Source organism: Leisingera sp. CC-HEC093 (assembly GCF_059429195.1).
The window spans coordinates 2,425,522-2,448,972 of the sequence record NZ_JCAIJR010000001.1 but is presented as its reverse complement, the minus strand read 5'-3'; the positions used below and the strand labels follow the sequence as shown (position 1 = coordinate 2,448,972).

26 protein-coding genes are annotated in these 23,451 nt (G+C 63.7%); 13 read left to right on the top strand and 13 right to left on the bottom strand.

The features are described from left to right. Window positions 1–18: 18 nt before the first annotated feature. The 5 genes from AC5STB_RS11845 (at window position 19) to phbB (ending at window position 4,895) form a co-directional block, all read left to right on the top strand. On the top strand, window positions 19–417 hold the full coding sequence (locus AC5STB_RS11845) for a hypothetical protein (protein WP_495443033.1): 399 nt from the start codon (window positions 19–21) through the stop codon (window positions 415–417). Then, window positions 414–1,346, top strand: coding sequence for a sterol desaturase family protein (locus AC5STB_RS11840; RefSeq protein WP_495443032.1), 933 nt, complete (start codon window positions 414–416; stop codon window positions 1,344–1,346). Before AC5STB_RS11845 ends, AC5STB_RS11840 begins: the two co-directional genes overlap by 4 nt. Window positions 1,347–1,491: 145 nt before the next feature. Further along, complete coding sequence (locus AC5STB_RS11835) at window positions 1,492–2,313, top strand: EAL domain-containing protein (RefSeq protein WP_495443031.1); 822 nt, start codon at window positions 1,492–1,494, stop codon at window positions 2,311–2,313. Between the two features lie 473 nt (window positions 2,314–2,786). Beyond that, window positions 2,787–3,962 carry an acetyl-CoA C-acetyltransferase gene (locus tag AC5STB_RS11830; RefSeq protein WP_495443030.1) on the top strand — a complete coding sequence of 392 codons (1,176 nt, stop codon included), beginning with the start codon at window positions 2,787–2,789 and terminating at the stop codon, window positions 3,960–3,962. Between the two features lie 210 nt (window positions 3,963–4,172). Continuing rightward, window positions 4,173–4,895: an acetoacetyl-CoA reductase gene (gene phbB / locus AC5STB_RS11825; protein WP_495443029.1), complete on the top strand. Its 723-nt coding sequence runs from the start codon at window positions 4,173–4,175 to the stop codon at window positions 4,893–4,895. A 92-nt stretch (window positions 4,896–4,987) separates the two neighbouring features. Here phbB and AC5STB_RS11820 read toward each other — a convergent pair whose 3' ends face one another. Beyond that, window positions 4,988–5,137, bottom strand: coding sequence for a hypothetical protein (locus tag AC5STB_RS11820; protein WP_495443028.1), 150 nt, complete (start codon window positions 5,135–5,137; stop codon window positions 4,988–4,990). Between the two features lie 111 nt (window positions 5,138–5,248). On the opposite strand from AC5STB_RS11820, the gene AC5STB_RS11815 reads away from it, so the two are divergent. Then, the gene (locus AC5STB_RS11815; RefSeq protein WP_495443027.1) at window positions 5,249–6,196 is read left to right on the top strand and encodes a transcriptional regulator GcvA; all 948 of its coding nucleotides are present in this window, start codon (window positions 5,249–5,251) and stop codon (window positions 6,194–6,196) included. Then, window positions 6,193–7,056 (top strand): aromatic amino acid exporter YddG, encoded by an 864-nt coding sequence (yddG, locus tag AC5STB_RS11810; protein WP_495443026.1) that lies wholly within the window; start codon window positions 6,193–6,195, stop codon window positions 7,054–7,056. The genes AC5STB_RS11815 and yddG overlap by 4 nt, the downstream gene beginning before the upstream one ends. Window positions 7,057–7,135: 79 nt before the next feature. Here yddG and AC5STB_RS11805 read toward each other — a convergent pair whose 3' ends face one another. The 3 genes from AC5STB_RS11805 to AC5STB_RS11795 form a co-directional block, all read right to left on the bottom strand. Next, window positions 7,136–7,309, bottom strand: a complete 174-nt coding sequence (locus AC5STB_RS11805) for a YdcH family protein (protein WP_019297104.1) — start codon at window positions 7,307–7,309, stop codon at window positions 7,136–7,138. A gap of 234 nt (window positions 7,310–7,543) precedes the next feature. Continuing rightward, window positions 7,544–8,311, bottom strand: coding sequence for a tRNA1(Val) (adenine(37)-N6)-methyltransferase (locus AC5STB_RS11800; protein ID WP_495443025.1), 768 nt, complete (start codon window positions 8,309–8,311; stop codon window positions 7,544–7,546). Then, complete coding sequence (locus AC5STB_RS11795) at window positions 8,308–8,523, bottom strand: putative signal transducing protein (RefSeq protein WP_495443024.1); 216 nt, start codon at window positions 8,521–8,523, stop codon at window positions 8,308–8,310. Before AC5STB_RS11795 ends, AC5STB_RS11800 begins: the two co-directional genes overlap by 4 nt. A 57-nt stretch (window positions 8,524–8,580) precedes the next feature. Between AC5STB_RS11795 and AC5STB_RS11790 the strand changes: the two genes are divergently transcribed. Continuing rightward, window positions 8,581–9,579: a polyprenyl synthetase family protein gene (locus AC5STB_RS11790; RefSeq protein ID WP_495443023.1), complete on the top strand. Its 999-nt coding sequence runs from the start codon at window positions 8,581–8,583 to the stop codon at window positions 9,577–9,579. Between the two features lie 187 nt (window positions 9,580–9,766). Here the strand turns inward: AC5STB_RS11790 and AC5STB_RS11785 are convergent, their stop codons facing one another. The 5 genes from AC5STB_RS11785 to soxR all read right to left on the bottom strand — a co-directional run bounded on the left by AC5STB_RS11785 (window position 9,767) and on the right by soxR (window position 15,562). Next, window positions 9,767–10,588 (bottom strand): 4-(cytidine 5'-diphospho)-2-C-methyl-D-erythritol kinase, encoded by an 822-nt coding sequence (locus AC5STB_RS11785; protein WP_495443022.1) that lies wholly within the window; start codon window positions 10,586–10,588, stop codon window positions 9,767–9,769. Then, complete coding sequence (locus tag AC5STB_RS11780) at window positions 10,578–12,293, bottom strand: tetratricopeptide repeat protein (RefSeq protein WP_495443021.1); 1,716 nt, start codon at window positions 12,291–12,293, stop codon at window positions 10,578–10,580. The genes AC5STB_RS11785 and AC5STB_RS11780 overlap by 11 nt, the downstream gene beginning before the upstream one ends. A gap of 135 nt (window positions 12,294–12,428) precedes the next feature. Continuing rightward, window positions 12,429–14,078, bottom strand: coding sequence for an electron transfer flavoprotein-ubiquinone oxidoreductase (locus AC5STB_RS11775; protein ID WP_495443020.1), 1,650 nt, complete (start codon window positions 14,076–14,078; stop codon window positions 12,429–12,431). A gap of 292 nt (window positions 14,079–14,370) precedes the next feature. Continuing rightward, window positions 14,371–14,949, bottom strand: a complete 579-nt coding sequence (locus AC5STB_RS11770) for a hypothetical protein (RefSeq protein ID WP_495443019.1) — start codon at window positions 14,947–14,949, stop codon at window positions 14,371–14,373. Window positions 14,950–15,106: 157 nt separating this feature from the next. Continuing rightward, entirely contained in the window at window positions 15,107–15,562 is a 456-nt protein-coding gene (soxR, locus tag AC5STB_RS11765) for a redox-sensitive transcriptional activator SoxR (RefSeq protein WP_495443018.1), read from the bottom strand. Between the two features lie 99 nt (window positions 15,563–15,661). Here soxR and AC5STB_RS11760 point away from each other — a divergent pair, with 99 nt between their 5' ends. The 3 genes from AC5STB_RS11760 to AC5STB_RS11750 all read left to right on the top strand — a co-directional run bounded on the left by AC5STB_RS11760 (window position 15,662) and on the right by AC5STB_RS11750 (window position 17,810). Then, window positions 15,662–16,042, top strand: coding sequence for a VOC family protein (locus tag AC5STB_RS11760; RefSeq protein WP_495443017.1), 381 nt, complete (start codon window positions 15,662–15,664; stop codon window positions 16,040–16,042). Window positions 16,043–16,285: 243 nt separating this feature from the next. Beyond that, window positions 16,286–16,756: a transcription elongation factor GreA gene (gene greA / locus AC5STB_RS11755; protein WP_495443016.1), complete on the top strand. Its 471-nt coding sequence runs from the start codon at window positions 16,286–16,288 to the stop codon at window positions 16,754–16,756. Between the two features lie 19 nt (window positions 16,757–16,775). Continuing rightward, window positions 16,776–17,810, top strand: coding sequence for a hypothetical protein (locus AC5STB_RS11750; RefSeq protein ID WP_495443015.1), 1,035 nt, complete (start codon window positions 16,776–16,778; stop codon window positions 17,808–17,810). 149 nt (window positions 17,811–17,959) lie between these two features. Here AC5STB_RS11750 and AC5STB_RS11745 read toward each other — a convergent pair whose 3' ends face one another. From AC5STB_RS11745 to AC5STB_RS11730, 4 genes are read right to left on the bottom strand one after another with little or no spacing between them, the layout of a single operon-like run. Continuing rightward, window positions 17,960–20,092, bottom strand: a complete 2,133-nt coding sequence (locus AC5STB_RS11745; protein ID WP_495443014.1) for a molybdenum cofactor synthesis domain-containing protein — start codon at window positions 20,090–20,092, stop codon at window positions 17,960–17,962. Further along, the gene (gene mobB, locus AC5STB_RS11740; RefSeq protein ID WP_495443013.1) at window positions 20,089–20,580 is read right to left on the bottom strand and encodes a molybdopterin-guanine dinucleotide biosynthesis protein B; all 492 of its coding nucleotides are present in this window, start codon (window positions 20,578–20,580) and stop codon (window positions 20,089–20,091) included. The genes AC5STB_RS11745 and mobB overlap by 4 nt, the downstream gene beginning before the upstream one ends. Then, complete coding sequence (mobA, locus tag AC5STB_RS11735) at window positions 20,577–21,221, bottom strand: molybdenum cofactor guanylyltransferase MobA (protein ID WP_495443012.1); 645 nt, start codon at window positions 21,219–21,221, stop codon at window positions 20,577–20,579. Before mobA ends, mobB begins: the two co-directional genes overlap by 4 nt. Window positions 21,222–21,281: 60 nt before the next feature. Beyond that, window positions 21,282–22,157, bottom strand: a complete 876-nt coding sequence (locus AC5STB_RS11730; RefSeq protein WP_495444595.1) for a formate dehydrogenase accessory sulfurtransferase FdhD — start codon at window positions 22,155–22,157, stop codon at window positions 21,282–21,284. A gap of 64 nt (window positions 22,158–22,221) precedes the next feature. Here AC5STB_RS11730 and AC5STB_RS11725 point away from each other — a divergent pair, with 64 nt between their 5' ends. Together AC5STB_RS11725 and AC5STB_RS11720 are read left to right on the top strand one after the other, a co-directional pair. Then, complete coding sequence (locus tag AC5STB_RS11725; RefSeq protein ID WP_495443011.1) at window positions 22,222–22,950, top strand: AzlC family ABC transporter permease; 729 nt, start codon at window positions 22,222–22,224, stop codon at window positions 22,948–22,950. Further along, window positions 22,947–23,276, top strand: a complete 330-nt coding sequence (locus tag AC5STB_RS11720) for an AzlD domain-containing protein (RefSeq protein ID WP_495443010.1) — start codon at window positions 22,947–22,949, stop codon at window positions 23,274–23,276. Before AC5STB_RS11725 ends, AC5STB_RS11720 begins: the two co-directional genes overlap by 4 nt. Window positions 23,277–23,451 lie beyond the last annotated feature (175 nt).

The window sequence follows — 23,451 nt, the reverse complement described above, 5'->3', positions numbered from 1 at the left end:
TGCCCGCGGGAGGACATGATGCCGCTGGAACTGCTGCTGGCCCTGGTTGCGGGCGGAATATCCGGAATAGCCGTGCTGCTGCATCTGACCGGGCGCTCCCGGCAGCCGGTGCTGGGCACCGAAACCGCCCGCGCTGGCTGGCTGCGCCATTTCCCCGGGGACATTGTTATTGAGGTGCTGCCTGCCGCCAGCGGACGGGCGGCGCTGGTATTGACAGAAGGCGGGCCTGGCCTGCTCTGGGCCTTTGGCGCCGACACCGTGGGCCGCCATCTGGCTGGCAGCAAGATCCGCGAAGAGGCCGCCGGGCTGCGCTTTGAGTTCAGTGACTTCGCCGCCCCCGGCCTCTCCCTAGCGCTGTCCGACAGCGAACGCCGGCAGTGGCTGGCGCTGATCAACACCCCAGCGGAGGCCGCATGACCGGACAGATATCCTACCCCGACGTGACCCAGCTGGCGGTGCCGTTCTTCATCGCGGCGATCCTGGCCGAGTTCCTGTGGATCGCCTTAAAAAGGCGCGGCGGACGGTATGAGACCCGCGATGCGGTAACCTCTTTGATCATGGGCGCGGGCAGTGTGGCGGAGGCGCTCTTGCTGGGCTTCATCGCCTGGGCGCTGCTCATGTTCCTGTGGGAGCTGACGCCCGTGGACATGGGAACGTCTGTTTGGGCGGTGCTGGCCTGTTTTGTGCTGGACGACCTGCGCTATTACTGGGTGCACCGGTTCGGCCACAGGGTGCGCTGGGTCTGGGCGTCGCACGTGAATCATCACTCCAGCCAGCATTACAACCTGACCACCGCGCTCAGGCAGACCTGGACCGGCACCTTCACGTTTATGATGATCGTGAAGGCGCCGATGGTGCTGCTGGGGTTCCATCCGGCGCTGGTGCTGTTTTGCGGCGGGCTGAACCTGATCTACCAGTTCTGGATCCATACTGAGGCCGTGGGCCGTCTGCCGCGCTGGTTTGAGGCGGTGATGAACACCCCCAGCCACCACCGCGCCCACCATGGCAGGAACCCGCGTTATCTGGACTGCAACTATGCCGGCGTGTTCATCATCTGGGATAAGATGTTTGGCACCTTTGTGCCGGAACAAGACCACGACCGCCCCGATTACGGGCTGGTCCACAACATCGCCACCTTTAATCCTCTGCGGGTTGCTTTTCATGAATGGGCGGGCATTTTCAAAGACATGGCCCAGCCCGGTCTCACCTGGAAGCAGCGGCTGCTCTATGCTTTTGCGCCGCCCGGCTACAGCCACGACGGCAGCCGCGACACCTCTGCCGGGATCAAGGCCGCGCATCTGGCACGCCACCCCGAGGATGCAGGCACCCCCGGCTTCGGCGGCTGACCGCCGGCAGCGCCCGGAGGCAAATCGTTAAAATCCTCCCTTTAATCCCGCCTCAACCCTTTTGCGGCAGACTGCAGAGAGCATCATACTGCCCTCAATCTTGCCGCAATCAGGGTCCCGGAAACAGATGAACAGACGAAATGCCATGGCCGATCTTCCCGAAGGGGCCGAAAGCCCGCTGACCGCTGCGGTTGTGGGCCGCGACCGGTCGACCCTGGACATGGTCGCCGAGGCGGTGCGGCACGATCAGACAGTGCTGGCTTATCAGCCCATCATGCAGGCAATGCCGCCGCACGGTGTCGCCTTTTATGAGGGCTACATCAGGGTGCTGGACCCGACCGGCCGGGTGATCCCCGCACGCGAATTCATGCATGTCGTCGAGGACAAGGGAATCGGCCGCGAAATGGACTGCCTGGCGCTGCAGCACGGGCTGAAGGCATTGGAGAAGTATCCGCAGATCCGCCTGTCCGTGAACATGTCCGCGCGTTCCATCGGTTATCAGCGCTGGAACAAGGTGCTGGACCGCTTTCTGAAACGCGACGCCGCGCTCGGCGAACGGCTGGTGCTGGAAATCACCGAGGCCTCAGCCATGGCGGCGCCAGAGCTGGTCACCGATTTCATGGGCCGGATGCAGCAGCACGGGATCTCCTTTGCGCTCGACAACTTCGGCGCCAGCACCACCGCGATCAGGCATTTTCGCCAGTTCTTCTTTGACGCGGTCAAGATCGACGGCCAGTTCGTGCGCGGCATTCATGCGAACCACGACAACCGGGCGGTTGTCCGCGCCCTGATCGGAATTGCCAAACAGTTCGACATGTTCACCGTCGCGGAATCGGTTGAAAGCCGCGAGGACGCAGAATTCCTGGTGGAAAACGGTGTCGATTGCCTGCAGGGCTACCTGTTCGGCGCCCCCTCTGTCTCGCCGCCCTGGATTGAGGACATGAAGCAGGGCCAAAAAGCCGGCTAGGCGCCGCCCGGGCCTGCCGCGCACAGCGGCGCCAGCCCTCCGTGCGGCCCGGCTCCCTTCGCCCGGCGCCCGCATCCCCAGCGCTTACCCCCGGCCCGCAGCGCGGGCCGGCTGAGCGGGTGTCAGCGTTTGGGAAAGCCCTGCCAGCTGCAGCTTGCGGCTGGCAACACCCGTCCCGGACCCTGTCACCACGATGTTTTCCCACGGGCTCTCAGGCATCGCGTCCGGCTGCCGGCGGCGGCACCGGCTGTTTCGCCGCCCGCCCTGCCCGGCTGACGGAAATCCTGCAAGCCGCGGCGTATCTCGCGGTTGACTCTGCAGCCCCGCCTGAGACAGGCTGACAATTGCTGCAGGTGCAGCAATAGAATATGTCGGTACCCGGAAGGTCCGGGCAAGATTATTGCGCAAATCCCCACGTTGATTGCGCAGCGCTCACCGTGAGACCTGAATTGATGGCAGAGGACCAGAAATCAATGACCAATGTTGTAATCGCATCCGCCGCGCGCACCGCTGTCGGCTCCTTTGGCGGCTCGTTCGCCAACACCCCTGCCCATGATCTGGGCGCTGCGGTGCTGGAAGCCGTGGTGGAACGCGCCGGTGTGGACAAATCCGAGGTGTCCGAGACCATCCTCGGCCAGGTGCTGACCGCGGCCCAGGGCCAGAACCCGGCCCGCCAGGCGCATATCAATGCGGGCCTGCCCAAGGAAAGCGCGGCCTGGAGCATCAACCAGGTTTGCGGCTCCGGCCTGCGCGCCGTGGCTCTGGGGGCGCAGCACATCCAGCTGGGCGATGCCTCCATCGTGGCGGCCGGCGGCCAGGAGAACATGACCCTGTCCCCCCATGCCGCGCATCTGCGTGCCGGCCACAAGATGGGCGACATGAAATACATCGATACGATGATCCGCGACGGGTTGTGGGATGCCTTCAACGGCTATCACATGGGCCAGACCGCCGAAAACGTGGCCGAGCAGTGGCAGATCTCCCGCGACATGCAGGACGAATTCGCGGTTGCTTCGCAGAACAAGGCGGAAGCAGCGCAGAAAGCGGGCAAGTTTGCTGATGAGATCGCTGCCTTCACTGTCAAGCACCGCAAGGGCGAAACCGTTGTGGATCAGGACGAGTACATCCGCCACGGCGCCACCATGGAAGCAATGCAGAAGCTGCGCCCCGCCTTCACCAAGGACGGCTCGGTCACCGCCGCCAACGCATCCGGCCTCAATGACGGCGCTGCCGCCACCCTCTTGATGAGCGCCGATGAGGCCGAGCGCCGCGGCATCGAGCCGCTGGCCCGCATCGCCTCTTACGCCACTGCGGGCCTGGACCCGGCGATCATGGGCGTCGGCCCGGTCTATGCCTCGCGCAAGGCGCTGGAGAAAGCCGGCTGGTCGGTAAATGACCTGGATCTGGTTGAAGCCAACGAAGCCTTTGCCGCCCAGGCCTGCGCGGTGAACAAGGACATGGGCTGGGATCCGTCGATCGTGAACGTGAACGGCGGCGCAATTGCCATCGGCCACCCGATCGGCGCCTCCGGCTGCCGGGTGCTGAACACCCTGCTGTTCGAAATGAAACGCCGCGGCGCCAAAAAAGGCCTTGCCACCCTTTGCATCGGTGGCGGCATGGGGGTCGCTATGTGCGTCGAGCGCCCGTAACCGGCGCAAAACCGCAAAAAGTGAAGGACGCCCCCGCGGCGTCCTTTTTCTTTTACAATCCAGAGCTATAATGCAACCACAGCAAGACCTGTGCGGCGGGTGCGACAATTTTTACGCGGCACCGCAGAAATTCGTCGCGCAATATTGTTGCTCCCGCACAGCTAAAACTGTAGCAAGATTACCAAGTGACCAATACTGGAGGATTCTCGAATGGCACGTACTGCACTCGTCACCGGCGGTTCCCGCGGCATCGGCGCAGCAATTTCCCAGGCGCTGAAGGCGCAGGGCTGCAACGTCGCTGCGACCTATGCCGGCAATGACGAAGCCGCGGCAAAATTCACCGAGGAAACCGGCATCAAGACCTACAAATGGAACGTCGGCAGCTATGAGGACAGCGCTGCAGGCATTGCCAAGGTCGAAGAGGAAGTAGGCCCGATCGATATTGTTGTGGCCAATGCCGGCATCACCCGCGACGCGCCGTTCCACAAGATGACGCCGCAGCAGTGGCAGGAGGTGATCGACACCAACCTGACCGGCGTGTTCAACACCGTGCACCCGGTTTGGCCCGGCATGCGCGAGCGCAAGTTCGGCCGCGTCATCGTGATCTCCTCGATCAACGGCCAGAAGGGCCAGTTCGCACAGGTGAACTATGCCGCCACCAAGGCAGGCGACCTGGGCATCGTGAAATCGCTGGCCCAGGAAGGCGCGCGCGCAGGCATCACCGCCAACGCCGTTTGCCCGGGCTACATCGCGACCGAGATGGTCATGGCGGTGCCGGAGAAGGTGCGCGAGTCGATCATCGGCCAGATCCCGGCAGGCCGTCTGGGTGAGCCGGAAGAGATTGCCCGCTGCGTGGCCTTCCTGGCCTCCGATGACTCGGGCTTCATCAACGGCTCGACCATCTCTGCCAACGGCGCGCAGTTCTTCGTGTAAACTGTTCCGGCAGTTGAAACGGCAAGGGCCGGTCCAGATGGACCGGCCCTTTTCCTATCCCGTAAGTGCCTTTTTCAGAAACCAGAGCGCGCTCAGGCCCAGCGGGAAACCTTGGGGCGAAGGGCGGGTACCGGGCGCTTGCCGAACAGCCAGGTCCAGGCCTGTTTCAGCATCTCGCCGCGCTCAGCATGGGCGCGGGCCATCGCGGCTTTGACGGCGGCATCAGCAGAGTATTCCAGCATCTTCGGCCTCCTTTCGGATCAGTATCCTTTACCTGGACCCAATATGAGGACGTTCCGTCAAAAGCACAAACGAGACTTTGCAGAGCATCAGTTAAGGTATACTTGTGTGAAATGTCTGACCGCCTGCCCCCTCTAACCGCCTTGCGCGCCTTTGACGCCGCTGCCCGCCACATGTCCTTTGCCAAGGCGGCAGAGGAGCTGAACGTGACCCCCGCGGCGCTGTCGTTTCAGATCAAATCGCTGGAGGAGCATCTGGGCCAGCCGCTGTTCCGCCGCCTGAACCGCGCGGTGGAGCTGACGGAGGCTGGCCGGACGCTGGCGCCCGGCGCGGAAGAGGGCTTCCGCCTGCTGAGCCAGGCTTGGCAGGATACGCGGCGGCTGCAGGATGAGACCACACTGACGGTGACGGCAGGGCCTGCACTGACCGCGAAATGGCTGGCGCCACGGCTGTTCGAATTTGCCCGCAGCCACCCGGAGATCGAGCTGCGGCTGTCAGCCTCGCTCAAGGTGGTGGACCTGCGCCGCGGCGATGTGGATGTGGCGATCCGCTTTGGCGTCTCGGACGACGTGGGCCTTGCATCCTATGGCACCCGGCCCGACTGGCTGACACCGGTGATGACGCCTGAGCTGCACGAACAGTTCCCCACCCCGGAATCGCTGATGAACGCGCCGCTGATTTTCGACGACTCAATAGGCAGAGTGGCACCGGGCTGCGACTGGCCGACGTGGTTCCAGGCCGCTGGAATGGGCTTTACCCCCGGCAGCGGCACCCATTTTTCCGCCCCTGATCATGCCATTGATGCGGCCTGCGCGGGGCTGGGCGTGGCGCTGGGGCGGCGGCCGCTGATCATCAAGGACGTGCGAGAGGGACGGCTGGTGGCCCCCTTCAAGATCGCAATCCAGTCAGAGGCGCGATTCCGCTTTCTGTGCCTGCCTGAAGCCAAGGACCGGCCGCAGATTGCGGCCTTCCGCGACTGGTACTTTGCGGAGATCGAGAAAACCGCGCATATGTGGGGCGACATCAAAATTATCCCGATCCAGGATCTGCACTCCCAATGACCAAGACCCGCGCGACCGCCATTGGCTTCATCGCCGTTTTGCTGTGGGCGCTGCTGGCGCTGCTGACAGTTGGATCAGAGCCCACCCCGCCGCTGCTGTTGAACGCGCTGTGTTTTACCATCGGCGGCACCCTGGGGATGATCTGGACCGCTGCGTCGGGCAAGCTGAGGCAACTGCGCCATGTGCCGGTGCGAGTCTATATCTTCGGCACGCTGGGGCTGTTTGGCTATCACGCGCTCTATTTCTCGGCGCTGCGGCTGGCCCCGGCGGCAGAGGCCGGGCTGATCGCCTATCTGTGGCCGCTGCTGATCGTGCTGTTCTCTGGCCTTTTACCCAGCGAGCAGCTGAAAGCGGGGCATCTGATCGGGGCTGGCTTAGGATTTGCCGGGGCGGCCACCATCATTTCCGGGGGCGGTGAAGGCTTTCAGGCGCAGTATCTGCCGGGTTACGGGCTGGCGCTGCTGTGCGCGCTGACCTGGTCCGGCTATTCGGTGCTGTCGCGGCTGGTGGGCGGAGCCCCGACCAGCTCGGTTGCGGTGTTCTGCCTGGCGACCGCTGTGGCCTCGTGGGGGCTGCATTTTGCGCTGGAGGAAACCGTCTGGCCTGCAGGCACCCTGGGCTGGATCTCAACCCTGCTTCTGGGACTCGGGCCTGTCGGGCTGGCGTTTTATGTCTGGGACATCGGCGTCAAGCAGGGGGACATTCAGATGCTTGGCACCAGCTCTTATGCGGCGCCCCTGCTGTCGACGCTGATCCTGGTGCTGGCGGGCATTGCCGCGGCCTCATGGAGCCTGGCGCTGGCGGCGGCGCTGATCACCGGCGGGGCGCTGATTGCCGCCCGGGCCAGTGCAAGAAAGTAACCTTTGAAACGAAAGGAGGGCCGCCGCGCTGGCAGGCCCTCCGGTTGATTGTACCGGGCTAAGTCCCGGCGGGAACTCTTCAGACGGCTTCAGCTGTCAGGCGCGTAATCTCTTCCTTCAGCTTCAGCTTCTGCTTTTTCATTGCTGCGATCTCCAGATCGTCGGTACTGGGCGATCGTTGGGCCTGTTCCACTTCCATGCTCAGATGCTCGTGCTTCTTCTTAAGTTCGGTCAGATGCGAGCTGAGGCTCATGGTAACCCTCCTTCTTTGAGCTAGATGTGTGTACAGAAAGAGTGGAACACATGTTTCTGCGTCTGTCACGCTGCAGCCGCACTATTTTTGTCATGAAATTTTCATATCGGCTATGCGCCGCGCATTTTGCCGCAGATGAAGGAGCGTTCAGGCAGAATACGGCTGATTAGGATTCGCCAAAGGTTGAAATAGGCAGTACCCGCGCCTAACTTTGCGCAGCCGGAAAACTGCCCCTCACAGGGGCCAGGGCATGGGGGCCGCATCGCGCAGAACAGCACGGATTTCGGGCCGGTAGCTGTCCCCGTCGCGTTTATGCCGGGTCCCTTCATGCAGAATCAGCGGCGCATGCAGACGGAAGTCCGCCCGCCCGCCTTTGCGGGCGCGCAGGATCACCAGCTCCGCCGCGCGGGTCTGGCGCGGGGCCAGCGGCAGCACCTCCACTGAGCCAAGCACACCACTGCAGCCCGCCAGCATGTCCGGCAGCCGGTCGGCGCGCTGGATCATGTGCAAATAGCCCTTAGGCGCAAGACGGCGGGCGGCCGTGCCGATCCAGTCCGCCAGCGGGGTGCCCTCCCCCAATGCAACCTTGCGGCCGTCGTCGCGGGCCTGGCTGTGAGTGCCAGCCTTGTAGTAGGGCGGATTGGCGATGACGTGATCAAACTGGCGCTGCTTCAGCGCCTCCGGCAGGGCAGTAAGGTCGGCCTCATAGACGCCGATGGTCTGACCGTTGACCTGGGCGTTGCGCCGGGCAAGGTCCGCATAAGGCGCCTGCAGCTCCACCCCGGCCAGCGTCAGCCCGTGCACCCGCGCACCAAGGCACAAGAGTGCCTGTCCGGCGCCGCAGCCCAGCTCCAGCACCGCCTGCCCTGCCCGCGCAGGCACTGCCGCCGCGAGCAGTACCGGGTCCACGCCGGCGCGGTAGCCCTTGACCGGCTGCCACAGCTGCACCCTGCCGCCGAGGAAACCATTGCGGGTCAGCTCGCTGTCAGCAAAGCCAGTCATCGTCCCAGCGGAATTTCATTGTCGCGCATCACCACCAGGGCGGCGGCGTAGTCATCCTCGTGAACCATCAGACGGCGCGGGAAAATTCCGATCCCGCCTTCCAGGATGCTCATATTTACGTCCATTTGAAAGCAGTCTATATCCTCACCCTCAAGGAGTGCGGAGGCAAAGGCCATGATCGTCGGATCGGTGCTGCGCAGAAGCTCTTTCATGAGGATGGATCTAAGGGCAAGGCGTCCCCCTTGTCGAGACTTGCGAGCGGGAAAGTGATGGACCAAGTGATGACCAGGAAACCGCATGATATGCTGGCCGCAACGCTGAGCCAGGAGCTGGACGCGGTGAATGCGCTGATCCAGACCCGGATGGCCTCCAGACACGCGCCGCGCATTCCCGAAGTGACTGCGCATTTGGTAGAGGCTGGCGGCAAGCGGCTGCGGCCGATGCTGACCCTGGCCGCAGCACGGCTTTGCGGTTATGAGGGCGATCATCACCTGAAGCTGGCCGCGACAGTGGAGTTCATCCACACCGCCACCCTGCTGCATGACGATGTGGTCGATGAAAGCGCCCAGCGGCGCGGGCGGCCAACCGCAAACCTGCTCTGGGACAACAAAAGCTCAGTGCTGGTGGGCGATTACCTGTTCGCCCGCAGTTTCCAGTTGATGGTGGAGACAGAAAGCCTGCGGGTGCTGGATATCCTCGCCAATGCCTCAGCCACCATTGCCGAGGGTGAAGTGCTGCAGATGACCGCAGCGTCGAACCTGAAAACAGATGAGGAGGTCTATCTGCAAGTTGTGCGCGGCAAGACGGCGGCGCTGTTCTCCGCTGCAACCGAGGTGGGCGGGGTGATTGCCGGCGCGCCTGAAGCGCAGGTGAAGGCGCTGTTTGAGTATGGCGATGCGCTGGGGATTGCCTTTCAGATTGCCGATGACCTGCTGGATTACCAGGGCGACAGCAAGGCCACCGGCAAGAACGTCGGCGACGACTTCCGCGAGCGCAAGCTGACCCTGCCGGTAATCAAGGCGGTGGCGCAGGCAACGGATGAGGAGCGTGCCTTTTGGACCCGCACCATCGAGAAGGGCAGGCAGGAAGACGGCGACCTGGAGCAGGCGCTGGCGCTGATGGCGAAATACGGCACCTTGGAGGCCACGCGGCAGGATGCGCTGGGTTGGGCGGCCAAAGCACGGGCGGCGCTGGACGTGCTGCCCGATCACGAGATCCGCACCATGCTGAGCGATCTGGCCGATTACGTGGTGTCGCGTCTTAACTAAGCCGCGAGAGGGGGCGCTGCCCCCTCGGCCTAGCGGCCTCACCCCCGGAGTATTTTTACAAAGGTGAATGTGGGCAAGCCGGTGGCGCGCCGTGCGTAAGCGCGGCGCCGGGCCCAACGGCGGGCAAGCATCTTTGATGCGTGAGCCCGCGGGCGGGAGAGCCGTGTTTGCGGCCCGGCACGGCCGGTCAGGTCAAGGTAACCGCGGCACACCACCACTGGGGATGTTCTGCCCCGATTTCATAGGCCGCCAAATGGGCGCTCTTTTTCGTGGGATAGAGCGCAAAGCACGTGGCACCGGATCCGGACATGCGCGCGAGCAAGACCTGGCGGGTGCTGCGCAGGTCCGACAACACCCGGTCAATCACCGGAGCGAGCCTGAGCGCCGGGGCTTCCAAGTCGTTGCGCTGTTCAGCCAGCCAGGCGGCGCAGTCTTCGGCGGAAGTGAAAGAAGGGCACTCGTCCGGCATCGGAGGGTTGTCGCGGGAAGCAAGTGCTGAAAACACCGGGCCGGTGGGCACATGCACGCCAGGATTGACCAGGAGTGCGTGCAGTTTCGGCAGTTCCACCGGCTTCACCTGTTCGCCGATGCCTTGCATCCGGGAGGCACGGGCGGCCCTGCAGACCGGCACATCAGCACCAAGACTCAGCGCAAGACCTTCAGGGATGCTGCCGCCCTGCCCGGCAATCGCCCGCAGAACAGCAGATGCGTCCGATGACCCGCCGCCGATCCCAGCGCCATGGGGCAGTTGCTTGTTGAGGCTGATATGCCCGGTCCAGCCCGCGCCCTCAGCCGCCTTCCAGACCAGATTTCTGTGATCTGCCGGCACTCCTTCTGCAAACAGGCCTGAGACTTTCAGCGACAGTTCCGGTCCCGGCTCTAGCTGCAGCAGGTCGCCGGTATCGGCAAAGACCACCAGCGAATCCAGCAAGTGATAGCCACCCTGGCGGCGGCCGGTTACATGCAGGGTCAGGTTGATCTTGGCGGGTGCAAAGACCTCAGCCGCCATTGGCGACCTTCAGCGGCTGCGCGCCTTCCTCGGCCAGCACGGCGTCGAGCCCCACTTCCAGCTTGCGGCGGATGCGCTCGGGGTCAGCTTCGCCGTCAGTGTCCTCCGGGTCGATGAAGGAGAGCGCCCGCTTCCACTGGAATTCCGCTTCACGCTCCCGGCCCACCGCCCAGTAAACATCGCCAAGGTGGTCATTGACCACAGGGTCCACCGGCATCAGCTCCACCGCGCGCTCCATATGGGCGACGGCGTCGTCAAACTTGCCCATGCGGTAGAGCACCCAGCCCAAGCTGTCGACGATGAAGCCGGAATCGGGGCGTGCGGCGACGGCACGCTCGATCATGTCCAGCGCCTCGTCCAGCTTGCTGCTTTTCTCGACCAGCGAATAGCCGAGATAATTCAGCACCTGCGGCCGGTTCGGATCGAGCGCCAGGGAGGCGCGGAAGTCGGCCTCGGCCTGCTCCCACTGGTCCAGGCGTTCATGGCAGATACCGCGGGCGTAAAGCAGAAACCAGCGGCTGCCGGAATCCTCCGGCGTATTGGCGAGCGCCTTGTCATAGGCGCGGGTGGCGGCAGCGTAATCCTCCTGCTGGCGCAGCAAGTCGCCTAGGCTGATGTAAACGCTGGGCTGCGCCGGGAAGTCGCGCGCCAGTTTTTCCAGCACCTCAATAGCGGCGTCCGGTTTGGCGGCGCGGCGCAGCGCTTCGGCGCGGCCCATTTCGGCAGCGTGGTAATCCGGATGTCCGCTGGGCACCTGCTTGTAGGTGGCAACCGACAGTTCATAACGGCCCAGCTGGTCCAAGAGGCCGGCGCTGAGCAGGATGGCATCCACATGGTCCGGGCGCAGAGCGGCGGCCATACGGGCATACATCAGCACATAGTCGTTGGCGGTATCGCCGTTCAGCGCCGCACCGAGGGTGAAAAACACCTCAGCAATGCCGTCCTGCGGGCTGGGAGCGATGGTAAAGGCCAAGGTTTCGCCGGCGGCGAGCTGTTCATCCATGGCCTCAAGCCCGGGGTCGAAGCCGCTGCCGAAGGCGGCCTTGAGCGCGGCGCGGGCGTCCTCATTCCGGCCAAGCTGCGACAGGATCTGCACCCGTGCCACTGCGGCGCGGCGGCTGAGGGTGGCCAGGCGGCCGTCCTCGGCGGCAAAGAGTTCCTCTGCCCCGCCGTAGTCGCCGGCCGAGGCCAGCGCCAGGGCACGGTGGTAGAGCACGAAAGGTTTCAGGCTGCCGTCCTTGGCGAGCCGGTCAAAGGCCGTCAGCGCATTGGAGACGGAGCCCGCGCCGATATGCGCCCAGCCTTCCAGCAGGCCGTCGACCAGCGGGTGAATCGATTCCTGTTCCAGGTCCCGGTCCAGGATCGCCTGATAGTTGCGGTCCGCAGCATGGCCGCCGGCAATGACGATATTGGCCACCTGGCTGCGGGCGCCGGTATGGCGCAGCCGTTCGGCCACCGGCACCGCCAGCTCAGCCTTGCCCATCGCCAGCTGGGCAAACACCACGTTCTCCATCAGCAGCGGGTTCTGCGGGTCGCGCGCCAGCGCCTGGGTGTAATAGAGCGCCGCGGCGGCGAAGTCGCTGTCGTAGGTTGCGGCCCGTCCGGCCAGGTAGGACCCTGCCAGCCCCCCGGCCTGCACTGCGGGTGCGGCGGCGGCGGCCATCAGGGCCGCACAGGACAGGGTGCGAAGAATGGATACGGGCACTGGGGACCCCCTTACGGTTTACTGCTCGTTGCCTTCTAAGAAAGCGTAGTGCGGCGCCCGTCAACACGCAATGGGGCGGCCCAAGGACCGCCCCATAAAATCCGGCGAAAGCCCGCCGGAATCCTAACGTTCCCGTTACATGTTCGGGTAGTTCGGGCCGTCGCCGCCCTGCGGCGTGGTCCAGGTGATGTTCTGGGACGGGTCCTTGATGTCGCAGGTCTTGCAGTGGACGCAGTTCTGGAAGTTCACCACGAACTCCGGCTTGCCGTCCTTTTCGACCACCTCGTAGACGCCGGCCGGGCAATAACGCTGCGCCGGTTCCGCGAATTTCGGCAGGTTGACCGAGATCGGGGTGTCCTCGTTGCCCAGGCGCAAGTGGCAGGGCTGGCTTTCCTCGTGGTTGGTCATCGCGAAGCTGACGTTGGTCAGGCGGTCGAAGGACAGCACGCCATCGGGCTTGGGATAATCGATGGGCTTGTGCTTGGAGGCTTCCTCGGTCGCCTCGGCGTCGTTCTTGCCGTGGCCCAGGGTGCCGAAAAGGGAGAAACCCAGGAGGTTGTTGGTCCACATGTCCAGACCGCCCAGCATCAGGGATGCGGTGAGGCCCCACTTGGACCACATCGGCTTGACGTTGCGAACCATCTTGAGGTCCTTGCCGATGGCGCCGTCGCGCACGTCGGCCTCATAGGCGGACAGTTCATCGCCCGAACGCTCTGCCTTGATCGCGTCATAGGCGGCTTCAGCCGCGGCCTTGCCCGACAGCATCGCGTTGTGGTTGCCCTTGATGCGCGGCACGTTGACCATGCCCGCGGAGCAGCCCAGCAGCGCCACGCCGGGTGCGACCAGCTTCGGCATCGACTGCCAGCCGCCTTCGGTGATGGCACGGGCGCCATAGGCCACGCGCTTGCCGCCTTTCAGCAGGTCGGCCACCACCGGGTGATGCTTGAAGCGCTGGAATTCCATGTAGGGGAACAGGTGCGGGTTCTTGTAGTTCAGGTGCACCACGAAGCCGACATAAACCTGATTGTTGTCCAGGTGGTAGATGAACGAGCCGCCGCCCGCGTTGGCGCCCAGCGGCCAGCCCATGGTGTGGGTGACGGTGCCTTCCTTGTGCTTGGCCGGGTCGATCTCCCAGATCTCTTTCATGCCGACGCCGTATTTCTGCGGCTCCTTACCGTCCGACAGGCCGTATTTGGCAATCACTTCCTTGGAGAGCGAACCGCGCACGCCTTCGCCCAGAAAGACGTATTTGCCGTGCAGTTCCATGCCGGGCTCATAGGACGGGCCGGGGGTGCCATCGGGGTTCCTGCCGAATTCGCCGGCCACCACGCCCTTTACTTCGCCGTTGTCGCCATAGACCAGCTCGGAGCAAGCCATGCCAGGAAAGATCTCGACGCCCATTTCCTCGGCCTGCTCTGCCATCCAGCGGCAAACGTTGCCCATGGAGACGATGTAGTTGCCGTGGTTGTTCATCAGCGGCGGCATCGGGAAGTTGGGGATGCGGACCTTGCCGGCCTCGCCGAGCATGAAGAAGTTGTCTTCTTTGACCTCCACGTTCAGCGGCGCGCCCTTTTCCTTCCAGTCAGGGATCAGCGCATTGAGACCGCAGGGGTCCAGCACCGCACCGGACAGGATATGCGCGCCCACCTCAGAGCCTTTTTCCAGAACCACGACCTGCAGGTCGGCGTCCAGTTGCTTCAGACGGATGGCCGCAGACAGACCAGCAGGGCCGGCCCCGACGATCACCACGTCGTATTCCATCGCTTCGCGTTCAATCTCGGCCATTTGCGGCGCTCCTTGGCTTTCTTTTCGCTACCGGCCCCGCAACAGTCTGCGGGCGCAATTTTCTTTCGCGGTGCTTAGCGTTTGGCGCCCCTATGGGTCAATCCAAACTCCGCGTCAAACACCTGTAAAACAGGCAACTGAGACAAAAAGTGCGTCCATTTTCGTCACTCAAGGTGCGTTTTCCGCCGCAGTCTCTGTCTCAGGCTGGTCTCCCATCAGGTATCGGGGGAAGCTGCCTGCACGTCTATCCATCTAACTGGCTTTATGTCTGCACTCGTAGCAGCCCCGACTCTCAGCGAAGCAAACCCTGCAAATCGACATAGGCTTCGGACAAACGAGCAAGATTTGCAGCATTCACAATCCGGACGAAGGCCCACTGCCCTCCCTCCCGAACCCCGAAGATAGGGAAACTCATTCTCCCTTCTCCCTCTGCGCTAACAACAGTAAACCCGTTATCCAGAGCAACAAAGAGCGTTTCATCGCGCCCTTCGCCTGACGCGTATATTTTAGCCGCAAATTCAACGTCTTTGATCTCAACCGAATTGAACCACAGTTGTCGCGCGTACGCGAAAGTGTTTCTGAAAGTGACTGGCTGGCTGTCACGATTTGCAGCAGACACACGCACGTATTCCTTAGGCAGCATTCCCCCAAGGACAGCGCTGTTTTCGTCTTCGAATGCCTGCATAAACACGTCCAAAGCGTCCTGCAGTTTTTCCTGCTCCTGCGTAGTCAGTTCACGTGCTGTGAACCGGACGATCTGTTGCCAGAAGTCATGGCCAATCCGAACAACCGACATAGCAAGAAGCACTATGAAAATGCCCGCATAAATTTTCATCGGGCGCGATTTAAGTATCAAAGTCAAAGTATTCATTAGCTACTTTCCAAAATGCCACCTGCAATCAAGCAGGCCTTAGGTAGAAAATCTCCCCTCAAATACATGCAGAAATTGACAGCGGCAATCACACTCTCAACCGGATTAATCGCACAGAATACCACCATGCACAGAGAGGCCAGCCGGGCAAGGAACGTCAGACCTCAGGCCGGTCTCCCATCAGGTATCGGGGTCCCTGCCCCTTCTGTGCCGCCCGGTCTTCGGGGTTGTAGAGTTTGCAATTCGGAAGCGAAAGACAGCCGCAGCCTATGCAGCCGTCCAGATTGTCGCGCAGTTTGACCAGGGTTTCGATTCGCTGATCCAGGTGGCTGCGGAAGTTTTCTGAAATGCAGGCCCAGTCCTCCTTGGTCGGCGTCCGCCCTCCTGGCAGGCTGCGCAGGAAACTGCGGATTTCCGGCAGCGAAAAGCCGAACTGCTGGGCAATCATGATGAAGCTCATCCGCCGGATGTCGGCCCGGTGAAACCGCCGCTGGCCGCCTGCGTTGCGCCAGGGCTCCACCAGGCCCTGCGCCTCATAGTAGCGGATGGCGGACACGGCGAGGCCGGTGCGTTCGGCCAGATAGCCAATGGAAATGCCGGCGGATTGGGGCATGTCAAACTCCCTGAAAAAATCTCTTGAGCTAAAGTTAGGTTTAGGAATTACGGTGAGTCGTATCAACAGATTTGCTCAACCCGAAAAGGAGATTTGAGAATGAGCGCAGTTTTAGAGCACGCAAATGTCACCGTCGCCGACCCCAATGGCACGGCTGCCTGGATGGAAAAGATTCTCGGCTGGCATGTGCGCTGGGAGGGTGAGGCCAAGAACGGCGGATACACCGTGCATGTGGGCGGGGAAAACAGCTATTTGGCGCTTTACACGCCGCGCACCTCCGCCGGCAAAGCGCCGGACAGCTATGGTATCATCGGCGGGCTGAACCATCTGGCGGTGATCGTCGAGGATCTGGACGCTACGGAGGCCGCGGTGAAGGCCGCTGGCTTTACGCCGATGAACCACGGCGATTACGAGCCGGGCCGCCGGTTCTACTTCCATGACGAAAACGGCATTGAGTACGAGATGGTGCAATATGATTGATCTGCTGTGGCTGGCCGCGGGGTCCGCTGTCCCCGACCGCGGCATTTTTCCGCGCAAACCTGTGGAAAACCCGCATAATCAGCACGGTTAGGCGGAATTGCGTCCGGCGGGCCTCTGCGGCCACTTGAAATCAGGTGCCGGATTGGGTCAGGTGGTTGTCAACCGGACCGGAGGCCCCGCGGCTCATGCTGCGGGGCTCCGGTTTTCATACTGACAAGAAAAACAGCGACCTGGACCAATCACATGGAAAAGATCCCGATGACCCCCGCGGGTCACGCCGCCCTGGAAAGCGAACTGAAGAACCTGAAATCCGTCGAGCGCCCGGCCATCATCCAGGCGATTGCCGAAGCGCGTGAGCTGGGCGATCTGTCGGAAAACGCCGAATACCACTCGGCCCGCGAAAAGCAGTCCTTTATCGAAGGACGTATCAAGGAGCTGGAAGGCATCCTGTCGCTGGCCGACGTGATCAACCCGGCCAAACTGTCCGGCGCCATCAAGTTCGGCGCCAAGGTGACCGTGGTGGACGAGGACACCGACGAGGAAAAGACCTGGCAGATCGTGGGCGAGCATGAAGCCAACATCGAAGCGGGCCTTCTGAACATCAAATCGCCGATCGCGCGCGCCTTGATCGGCAAGGACGAAGGCGACAGTGTGGAAGTGCGCACGCCCGGCGGCGAGCGCGCCTATGAGATTCTCAAGATCGTCTACTCCTGATCCGAGAGGCCGAGTGGTGATGACAGGCCCTAGCAACAGTTCCGGCTCCGGTTCCCGTGCCGCAGGCAGCAGCCCGCTGCGGCGGCTTGAGGGGCCTGCGGGCAATGGGCTGGGCGGGGCCGAGATGTCCGCCATTGCCTTAGGGGCGCTGTGGCTGCTGACCGTCGTCGGCTTTTATGTCCTGGCCCCCGAGGACGCCGGCCTGGCACAATGGGCGGATCTGATCATCAGCGTGCTGGCGGTGGTGCTGCCGCTGGCGATGCTGTGGGTCGCGGCATCCGCAGCGCGCTCGGCCCGGGTGATGCGGGAGGAGAGCGAGCAGCTGCAGGCCGCCATTGACGGGCTGCGCCAAAGCTACCTGGCCCAGGCCCAGCAGCATGCGGCGGTAGCGGAGACCTCAGTCGCCAAGCGGCTTGAGGAAATCGCCGAAGCGACCCGCAAGACCGAAACCGCGCTGGCAACCTTCCACACCATCCGCCGCGCCAACCCGCTGCGCCCGGCCATCCCGGCCGAAGCGGCAGAGATGACCGCAGCTGAACAAGGCTCGTTGGCGCTGGGTACCCAAGCGGCAGACACCGTGCCGCCGCTGCCCGCAGAACAGTTCATCCGGGCGCTGAATTTTCCGGAGACCGCAGAGGACCAGGAAGGCTTTTCCGCCTTGCGCGCGGCGCTGCGCGACCGCAAGGCGGCGCAGGTGATCCAGGCGGCACAGGACGTGCTGACGCTGCTGAGCCAAGACGGTATCTACATGGACGACCTGCGCCCCGACATGGCCCGGCCCGAGGTCTGGCGCCAGTTCGGCCAGGGCGCCCGCGGCCGCGCAGTGGCGGCGCTTGGCGGCGTGCGCGACCGCACCTCCCTGGCGCTGACGGCGGCGCGGATGAAGCAGGATCCGATCTTCCGCGACGCCGCGCATCACTTCCTGCGCCGGTTCGACCAGATGTTTGCCGATTTCGAGACCGAAGCCACCGATGGTGAGATTTCCGCGCTCGGCAACACCCGCACAGCGCGCGCCTTCATGCTGCTGGGCCGGGTAGCGGGGACGTTCGACTAGAACAGAAGCGCCTTTCAGGCGCTGCCTGCGGCGCGAGTATTTTTGGCAAGATGAAAGAGCCGGGGGCCGCGCCGTGCGCAAGCGCGGCGCCTGGCCCAACGGCGGGCAAGCATCTGTGATGCGCCGGGCCGCGGGCGGGAGCGCCGCGCCTACATCGCGAAGCTGCCGTAGGGGATGAAGCGGACCGGGTCGCCGGGCTTGATATCCGCAGCACCGTCGGCAAGTTCCACCAGGCCTTCGGCCCAGCTGAGGCCGCTGATACGGCCGGAGCCTTCGGATTTGAACACCTCCGCCCTGCCGTCGCGCACCCGCGCCCGCAGGTATTCGCGGCGTCCCGGTTTCTTGCGCTTTTCAAAACCTGCCGCAACCTCAAACGCCTGCGGTTCCTGCCAGCCTGCGCCGGCCATCAGCCCCATGGCGGGGCGGGCAAAGATCAGCGTGCAAATCAGCGCCGCCACCGGGTTTCCGGGCAGCCCGAAAACCGGTGTGCCCCGCCACATGCCCAGAGCCAGCGGGCGGCCCGGTTTCAGCGCAATGCGCCATTCCTGCATCGCGCCCGCTTCGCGCAGAAGCGCCGACATGTGGTCCTCATCCCCCGCCGAGGCGCCGCCGGAGGTCAGGATCACATCTGTTTGTGCAGCGGCGCCGTCCAGATGCGTGCGAAGGGCTTCGCGGTCATCCACCGCCTTGCCCAGGTCCACCGGCACGAAACCCAGCTGGCGGATCAATGCCAGCAGCATCGGCCGGTTGGCGTCGAAGATCTGCCCCTTGCCAGCGGTCGCCCCGGCCTCGACCAGTTCGTCGCCGGTGGAAAGCACTCCCACCCGCAACGGTAGCCGAACCGTGAGTTCTGCCAGCCCCGTGGCAGAGGCAAGAGCCAGGTCGGCAGGGGTGATGACCCGGCCCGCCGGCAGGATGACCTCATCTGCGCAGACATCCTCGCCTGCTTTGCGGGTGTTGGCGCCCTGTTTCAGCGGGCCGTTGAAAGCGATCTGCGCCCCATCGGTGTTGACGTCTTCCTCCAGGATCACCGTGTCCACGCCCTCGGGCAGCGCGGCGCCGGTCAGCACCCGGATGGCGCTGCCTTCGGGCACCGCGCCGTCATAAGGGACTCCTGCCGCTGCGCGGCCCTGCACCAGCGGCAGCATATGCGGGCCTTCCGCCCGGCCGCCGGCAAACCCGTAGCCATCCACTGCTGTGTTCGGCAGCGGCGGGTTGGAGCGTTTTGCCACCGCATCCGCTGCCAGAACCCGGCCAAGCGCATCTGCCAGCGGCACCGTTTCCGCGCCGGTGACCGGACTCAGCCTGTCCCTGAGCAACGCCAGCGCATCGTCTACCGGGGTCCAATCGACGCCCGTAGGCAAGGCAAAACAGTCATTGCTGAGCGGTGGCGGTGTCAGCCCGCCCGTCGCTTCCGAAGCCAGTGCATTCAAACGGTTCTCAAACCCCGTGCCCAATATCCAGGCCTCCTCTTGTGCTTCGTCAGGCGCTGCGGCCAGCATTGCGGCAAGTTCCTCTGCCGGCAGACGGCTGAGCACCTGCGACAAAAGCCGCATCTGCACCCGGTCGCGTATTTCGCCCTCACCTGCAACAGCCATTGCGGCTTTGACTGCGGGTTCGATCAATCCTGGCCAAATTTCCGCAAACACAATTTGCGCCTTCGCAACCTTTTCGAAAGGCCAGACTGCAGCCTGGTGCCGGAGCCGCAACCGCTGCAGCACCGGCAGCCCCATCAGGGTCTGGCTGCCAACCGTCGGGTTGAAGAACAGCTGAAAACAGGAGGAAGCTGCCTTGGCCGCCAGGTCCGCACTGCGCCGTTCTGCTACGTCCGCATAGACTATCCCGGACTTGCGGAAGGGAATGTCCGGCCAGTGCCTCTGGTCCGGCTTGCCCCAAAACGGGCCGGCGCCGGGAAACTGGCGGTTCATTTCGGAGGCCACGTCAAACCGGTTGTTGCTCCCATCCTCAGTGTCTTCGATCCGCTGTTCCAGCCATTGCCACAGGGCAAAGGGACTATCCGATCCGGTGATCCGGCGGGCAAACCCGCACGGGTAGCCGAACGGAAAGTCAAACGCCGCCAGCACCCGCCGCCCTGCTGTCTGCTCCTCTGTCAGAAAGCGGCTGATCCAGGCTTCTGCCTCCTGCCGGCTGCGGCAGTAGACCTGCTGCTCCGCAATTCCGCCGCGCGCCACACCGAGCCAGATCGCGTCCTTGCTGGGGCGCTGCGGTTTGCGCTTGGCAGCGGACCAGTCGACGGCCAGCACGGTGTCAAAAGGGGTCACAGTCCCAATTCCGCCTGTATAAAGTCCGCTATGGCCGCTGTGCTGTTCAGATTGAACACCGGACGGTCCAGATCAAGCGGGGTATCGCTGGCGACAGCCCGGATGCTGGGGTCCTGCGGGGCGATCAGTTCGGTGCCAGCGTCCGCACGGAACGCCTCGATCTTGGGGTGCGGTTCGCGTTTGTAGCCCTCCACCAGCACCAGATCGACCGGGTTCAGACGGACCAGAATCTCCGCCAGCGGCGGCTCTGCCGCGCCGCGCAGTTCCTGCATGATGGCGATGCGGCCTGCGGAGGCCAGCACCACCTCAGACGCGCCGGCCTGGCGGTGGCGATAGCTATCGGTGCCCGGCTGGTCCACGTCGGTTGCGTGATGGGCGTGCTTAATGGTGGAGACGGTGAAGCCGCGGGTGAAGAACTCCGCCACCAGACGCTCCATCAGCCCGGTCTTGCCGTTGTTCTTCCAGCCGGTGACGCCGTAAATCTTCATTTCAAGAGCGCCTCTGCCTTGGCCAGATCCTCGGGCGTGTTGATGTTGAAGAACGGATCGAAGGGGTCGGCCTGAAACAGAGCCTCGCGGCCGCCGTGCCGGTCGGTCCAGAGCACCACCTTGCGCAGGCCGTCCTGCAGCGCCGCCCGCAGGTCATCGCGCAGGGCGACGGGCCAGAGGCCGAAAGCCGGGTGCCGGTTGACGCGCTTGCCGCCGCCCGACTTCAGCGCCTCGTCGCCGGTGCGCGGGGTGGTGGCAAGGACCAGCGGGTGTTCCATGCCATTTGCAGCGGCAATCAGCCGGGCCACTAAATCCTGCGGGAAAAACGGCGTGTCGGCGGCGGCGGTCACGATGGCGTCCGCCCCCTGCTCCGCCGCCCAGTCGAGGCCTGCGAGCACACCTGCCAGAGGGCCTGCAAAGCCTTCGATCGAGTCGGCAATCACCGGCAGGCCCAGATCATTGAACCGCTCCGGGTCGCCGTTGGCATTGAGGGCCAGGCCCGCGACCTGCGGCGCCAGCCGTTCCACCACGCGGGACAAGAGGCTCTGGCCGCCGACCTGCAGCCGCCCCTTGTCACCGCCGCCCATCCGGGTGGCGAGGCCGCCTGCGAGGATTACCCCCAATGGCTTCTGTACAGTCATGTCTTCTCCTGACGCGCGGAAAACACGTGTTTTCCGGGCCGGATTTTGCGTAAAATCCGGTTACCCTTCCGCGCTTTTCCTGCGATGCTTTTTCTCTTCTACCGGCGCGTCCTTGGGGTCCATGTCGCGCAGCAGCCTTTCCTCGCCCGAGAGGCAGATAAACCGCTGGCCGCGCATCCGGCCGATCAGGGTGAGGCCGACTTCGCGGGCGATCTCGACACCCCAAGCGGTGAAGCCGGAGCGCGAAGCCAGCACCGGAATGCCCATCATCGCGGTCTTGATCACCATCTCGGAGGTCAGCCGCCCGGTGGTATAAAGGATCTTGTCCGCGGCCCCGGCCTGCTCCGACAGCATCCAGCCCGCGATCTTGTCCACTGCGTTGTGGCGGCCGACGTCCTCCATATAGACCAGCGGGCGGTCCTGGCGGCAAAGCACTGTGCCGTGGATGGCGCCGGCCTCGAGGTACAGCGAGGGCGTTCGGTTGATCTTATGCGCCAGCGCATAGAGCCAGGAAGTGCGGACCTCGGCCTCGGGCAGGCGCACGTCCTCCAGCCCCTCCATCATGTCGCCGAAGACGGTGCCGACTGCGCAGCCGGAAGTGCGGGTCTTCTTTTTCAGCTTCTCCTCGTGGCTGGTTTCCACCGCGGTACGGACCACCACGGTTTCCAGGTCCTCATCATAGTCGACGCGCGTCACCTCGTCCTCGTCGCGCAGCATCCGCTGGTTCCGCAAGAAGCCAAGCGCCAAGTATTCCGGGTAGTCGCCGATGGTCATCGCGGTGACAATTTCCTGGGAATTCAGGAAGATGGTCAGCGGGCGTTCCTCGACCACTGCAATCTCGCTTGCCTCGCCGTTCTGGTCGACACCGGTGACGGCGCGCGTCAGCCGCGGGTCCGCGACACCGGGGGCAATCAGATATTCTGACGTGATATCCATACTCACCAATTGCATTCCTTCTGCGTCCGCCGTAGGGCGGGTCAAGGCAATCTAGGACGCGCAGATGGCAATCACCACCACCAAATCGGCCTTCTGGAAGGGGTTTCGCGACAGCGCGCCCTTCCTGTTCATGGCCTCGCCCTTCGGGTTTCTGTTCGGGGTGCTGGCGGCAGAGGCCGGGCTTTTCGTGCCGGAGGCCTTTGCGTTTTCGCTGGCGGTCTTTGCCGGCGCCGCACAATTCACCGCACTGCAGCTGATGCAGGAGTACGCGCCGCTGATCATCATCCTGATTTCCGCACTGGCGGTGAACCTGCGGATGGCGATGTATTCGGCTTCGCTGACGCCCTACTTGGGCGATGCGCCGATGTGGCAGCGGGCGATTGCGGCCTACTTCATCGTCGACCAGTCCTATGCGCTGTCGATTGTGCAGTTTGAGACAGAGCCGGAGATGCCGCTGAACCAGCGGGTGGCGTATTTCTTTGGCACCAATTCAATCATCACCCCGGCCTGGGTGATAGCAACTGCGCTGGGGGCGCTGGTCGGCACCCGGATTCCGGAAAGCTGGGGGGTGGATTTCGTGCTGCCGCTGGCGTTTCTGGCGATGATCGGGCCGATGCTGCGCACGCCTGCGCATGTCGCGGCGTGCTTCGTGGCCGTGGCGGCCTCACTGCCGGCGTCCGCCCTGCCTTATAATCTGGGGCTGATCGTGGCAGGCATTGCCGGCATGATCGCAGGCGCCCAGGCAGAGCTGTGGCTGGCACGGCAGCAGGCCAAGAAGGAGGCCGCGGAATGAGCAGTATTCCTGCATCGGTCCTGTGGACAGTGATCATCGGGCTGGCGGCCGGCAGCTATGCCCTGCGGTTTGCCTTCATCGGCTTCATGGGCGGGAGAGCGATCCCCGAATGGCTGATGCGGCATTTACGCTATACTGCCGTTGCGATCATCCCCGCGCTTGTGGCGCCGCTGGTGGTCTGGCCCGCACCGGCTGGCGGCGATCCCAGTCTGATGCATTTTGCTGCCGCTGCCGCCACCTTTGCGGCCGGCTATCTGACCCGCAATGTGCTGATCGGTCTTGGCACCGGCGGGCTGTCCCTGCTGCTTCTGTATCTCGCGGCCTAGCACTTTCTACCGGGTCAAGGGACGCGCGAGCGTCCGCGCCCACAGGTGCGGCTTGCCCTTGAGGCGGCGGGAAGTGCGGTACGATCGGATACGGCGTTGAGGGCAAACCTGTCCCCCCCCCCTCAAGGCCTTCTCAGCAAAATTCAGCCATGCGCAGCATGGCCCGCGCCGGGCA

Bases quoted from the DNA above. Each gene is read 5' to 3' on its own strand.
- greA (WP_495443016.1), top strand. From the start codon at position 16,286: ATGGAAAAGATCCCGATGACCCCCGCGGGTCACGCCGCCCTGGAAAGC.
- AC5STB_RS11800 (WP_495443025.1), bottom strand. From the start codon at position 8,311: ATGACTGGCTTTGCTGACAGCGAGCTGACCCGCAATGGTTTCCTCGGC.
- AC5STB_RS11835 (WP_495443031.1), top strand. From the start codon at position 1,492: ATGGCCGATCTTCCCGAAGGGGCCGAAAGCCCGCTGACCGCTGCGGTT.
- AC5STB_RS11815 (WP_495443027.1), top strand. From the start codon at position 5,249: ATGTCTGACCGCCTGCCCCCTCTAACCGCCTTGCGCGCCTTTGACGCC.
- AC5STB_RS11845 (WP_495443033.1), top strand. From the start codon at position 19: ATGCCGCTGGAACTGCTGCTGGCCCTGGTTGCGGGCGGAATATCCGGA.
- AC5STB_RS11785 (WP_495443022.1), bottom strand. From the start codon at position 10,588: ATGGCGGCTGAGGTCTTTGCACCCGCCAAGATCAACCTGACCCTGCAT.
- AC5STB_RS11750 (WP_495443015.1), top strand. From the start codon at position 16,776: ATGACAGGCCCTAGCAACAGTTCCGGCTCCGGTTCCCGTGCCGCAGGC.
- soxR (WP_495443018.1), bottom strand. From the start codon at position 15,562: ATGCCCCAATCCGCCGGCATTTCCATTGGCTATCTGGCCGAACGCACC.
- AC5STB_RS11790 (WP_495443023.1), top strand. From the start codon at position 8,581: ATGGACCAAGTGATGACCAGGAAACCGCATGATATGCTGGCCGCAACG.
- AC5STB_RS11820 (WP_495443028.1), bottom strand. From the start codon at position 5,137: ATGCTGGAATACTCTGCTGATGCCGCCGTCAAAGCCGCGATGGCCCGC.
- AC5STB_RS11720 (WP_495443010.1), top strand. From the start codon at position 22,947: ATGAGCAGTATTCCTGCATCGGTCCTGTGGACAGTGATCATCGGGCTG.
- AC5STB_RS11840 (WP_495443032.1), top strand. From the start codon at position 414: ATGACCGGACAGATATCCTACCCCGACGTGACCCAGCTGGCGGTGCCG.
- AC5STB_RS11725 (WP_495443011.1), top strand. From the start codon at position 22,222: ATGGCAATCACCACCACCAAATCGGCCTTCTGGAAGGGGTTTCGCGAC.
- mobB (WP_495443013.1), bottom strand. From the start codon at position 20,580: ATGAAGATTTACGGCGTCACCGGCTGGAAGAACAACGGCAAGACCGGG.
- AC5STB_RS11795 (WP_495443024.1), bottom strand. From the start codon at position 8,523: ATGAAAGAGCTTCTGCGCAGCACCGATCCGACGATCATGGCCTTTGCC.
- mobA (WP_495443012.1), bottom strand. From the start codon at position 21,221: ATGACTGTACAGAAGCCATTGGGGGTAATCCTCGCAGGCGGCCTCGCC.
- AC5STB_RS11760 (WP_495443017.1), top strand. From the start codon at position 15,662: ATGAGCGCAGTTTTAGAGCACGCAAATGTCACCGTCGCCGACCCCAAT.
- AC5STB_RS11770 (WP_495443019.1), bottom strand. From the start codon at position 14,949: ATGAATACTTTGACTTTGATACTTAAATCGCGCCCGATGAAAATTTAT.
- AC5STB_RS11730 (WP_495444595.1), bottom strand. From the start codon at position 22,157: ATGGATATCACGTCAGAATATCTGATTGCCCCCGGTGTCGCGGACCCG.
- phbB (WP_495443029.1), top strand. From the start codon at position 4,173: ATGGCACGTACTGCACTCGTCACCGGCGGTTCCCGCGGCATCGGCGCA.
- AC5STB_RS11805 (WP_019297104.1), bottom strand. From the start codon at position 7,309: ATGAGCCTCAGCTCGCATCTGACCGAACTTAAGAAGAAGCACGAGCAT.
- AC5STB_RS11830 (WP_495443030.1), top strand. From the start codon at position 2,787: ATGACCAATGTTGTAATCGCATCCGCCGCGCGCACCGCTGTCGGCTCC.
- AC5STB_RS11775 (WP_495443020.1), bottom strand. From the start codon at position 14,078: ATGGCCGAGATTGAACGCGAAGCGATGGAATACGACGTGGTGATCGTC.
- yddG (WP_495443026.1), top strand. From the start codon at position 6,193: ATGACCAAGACCCGCGCGACCGCCATTGGCTTCATCGCCGTTTTGCTG.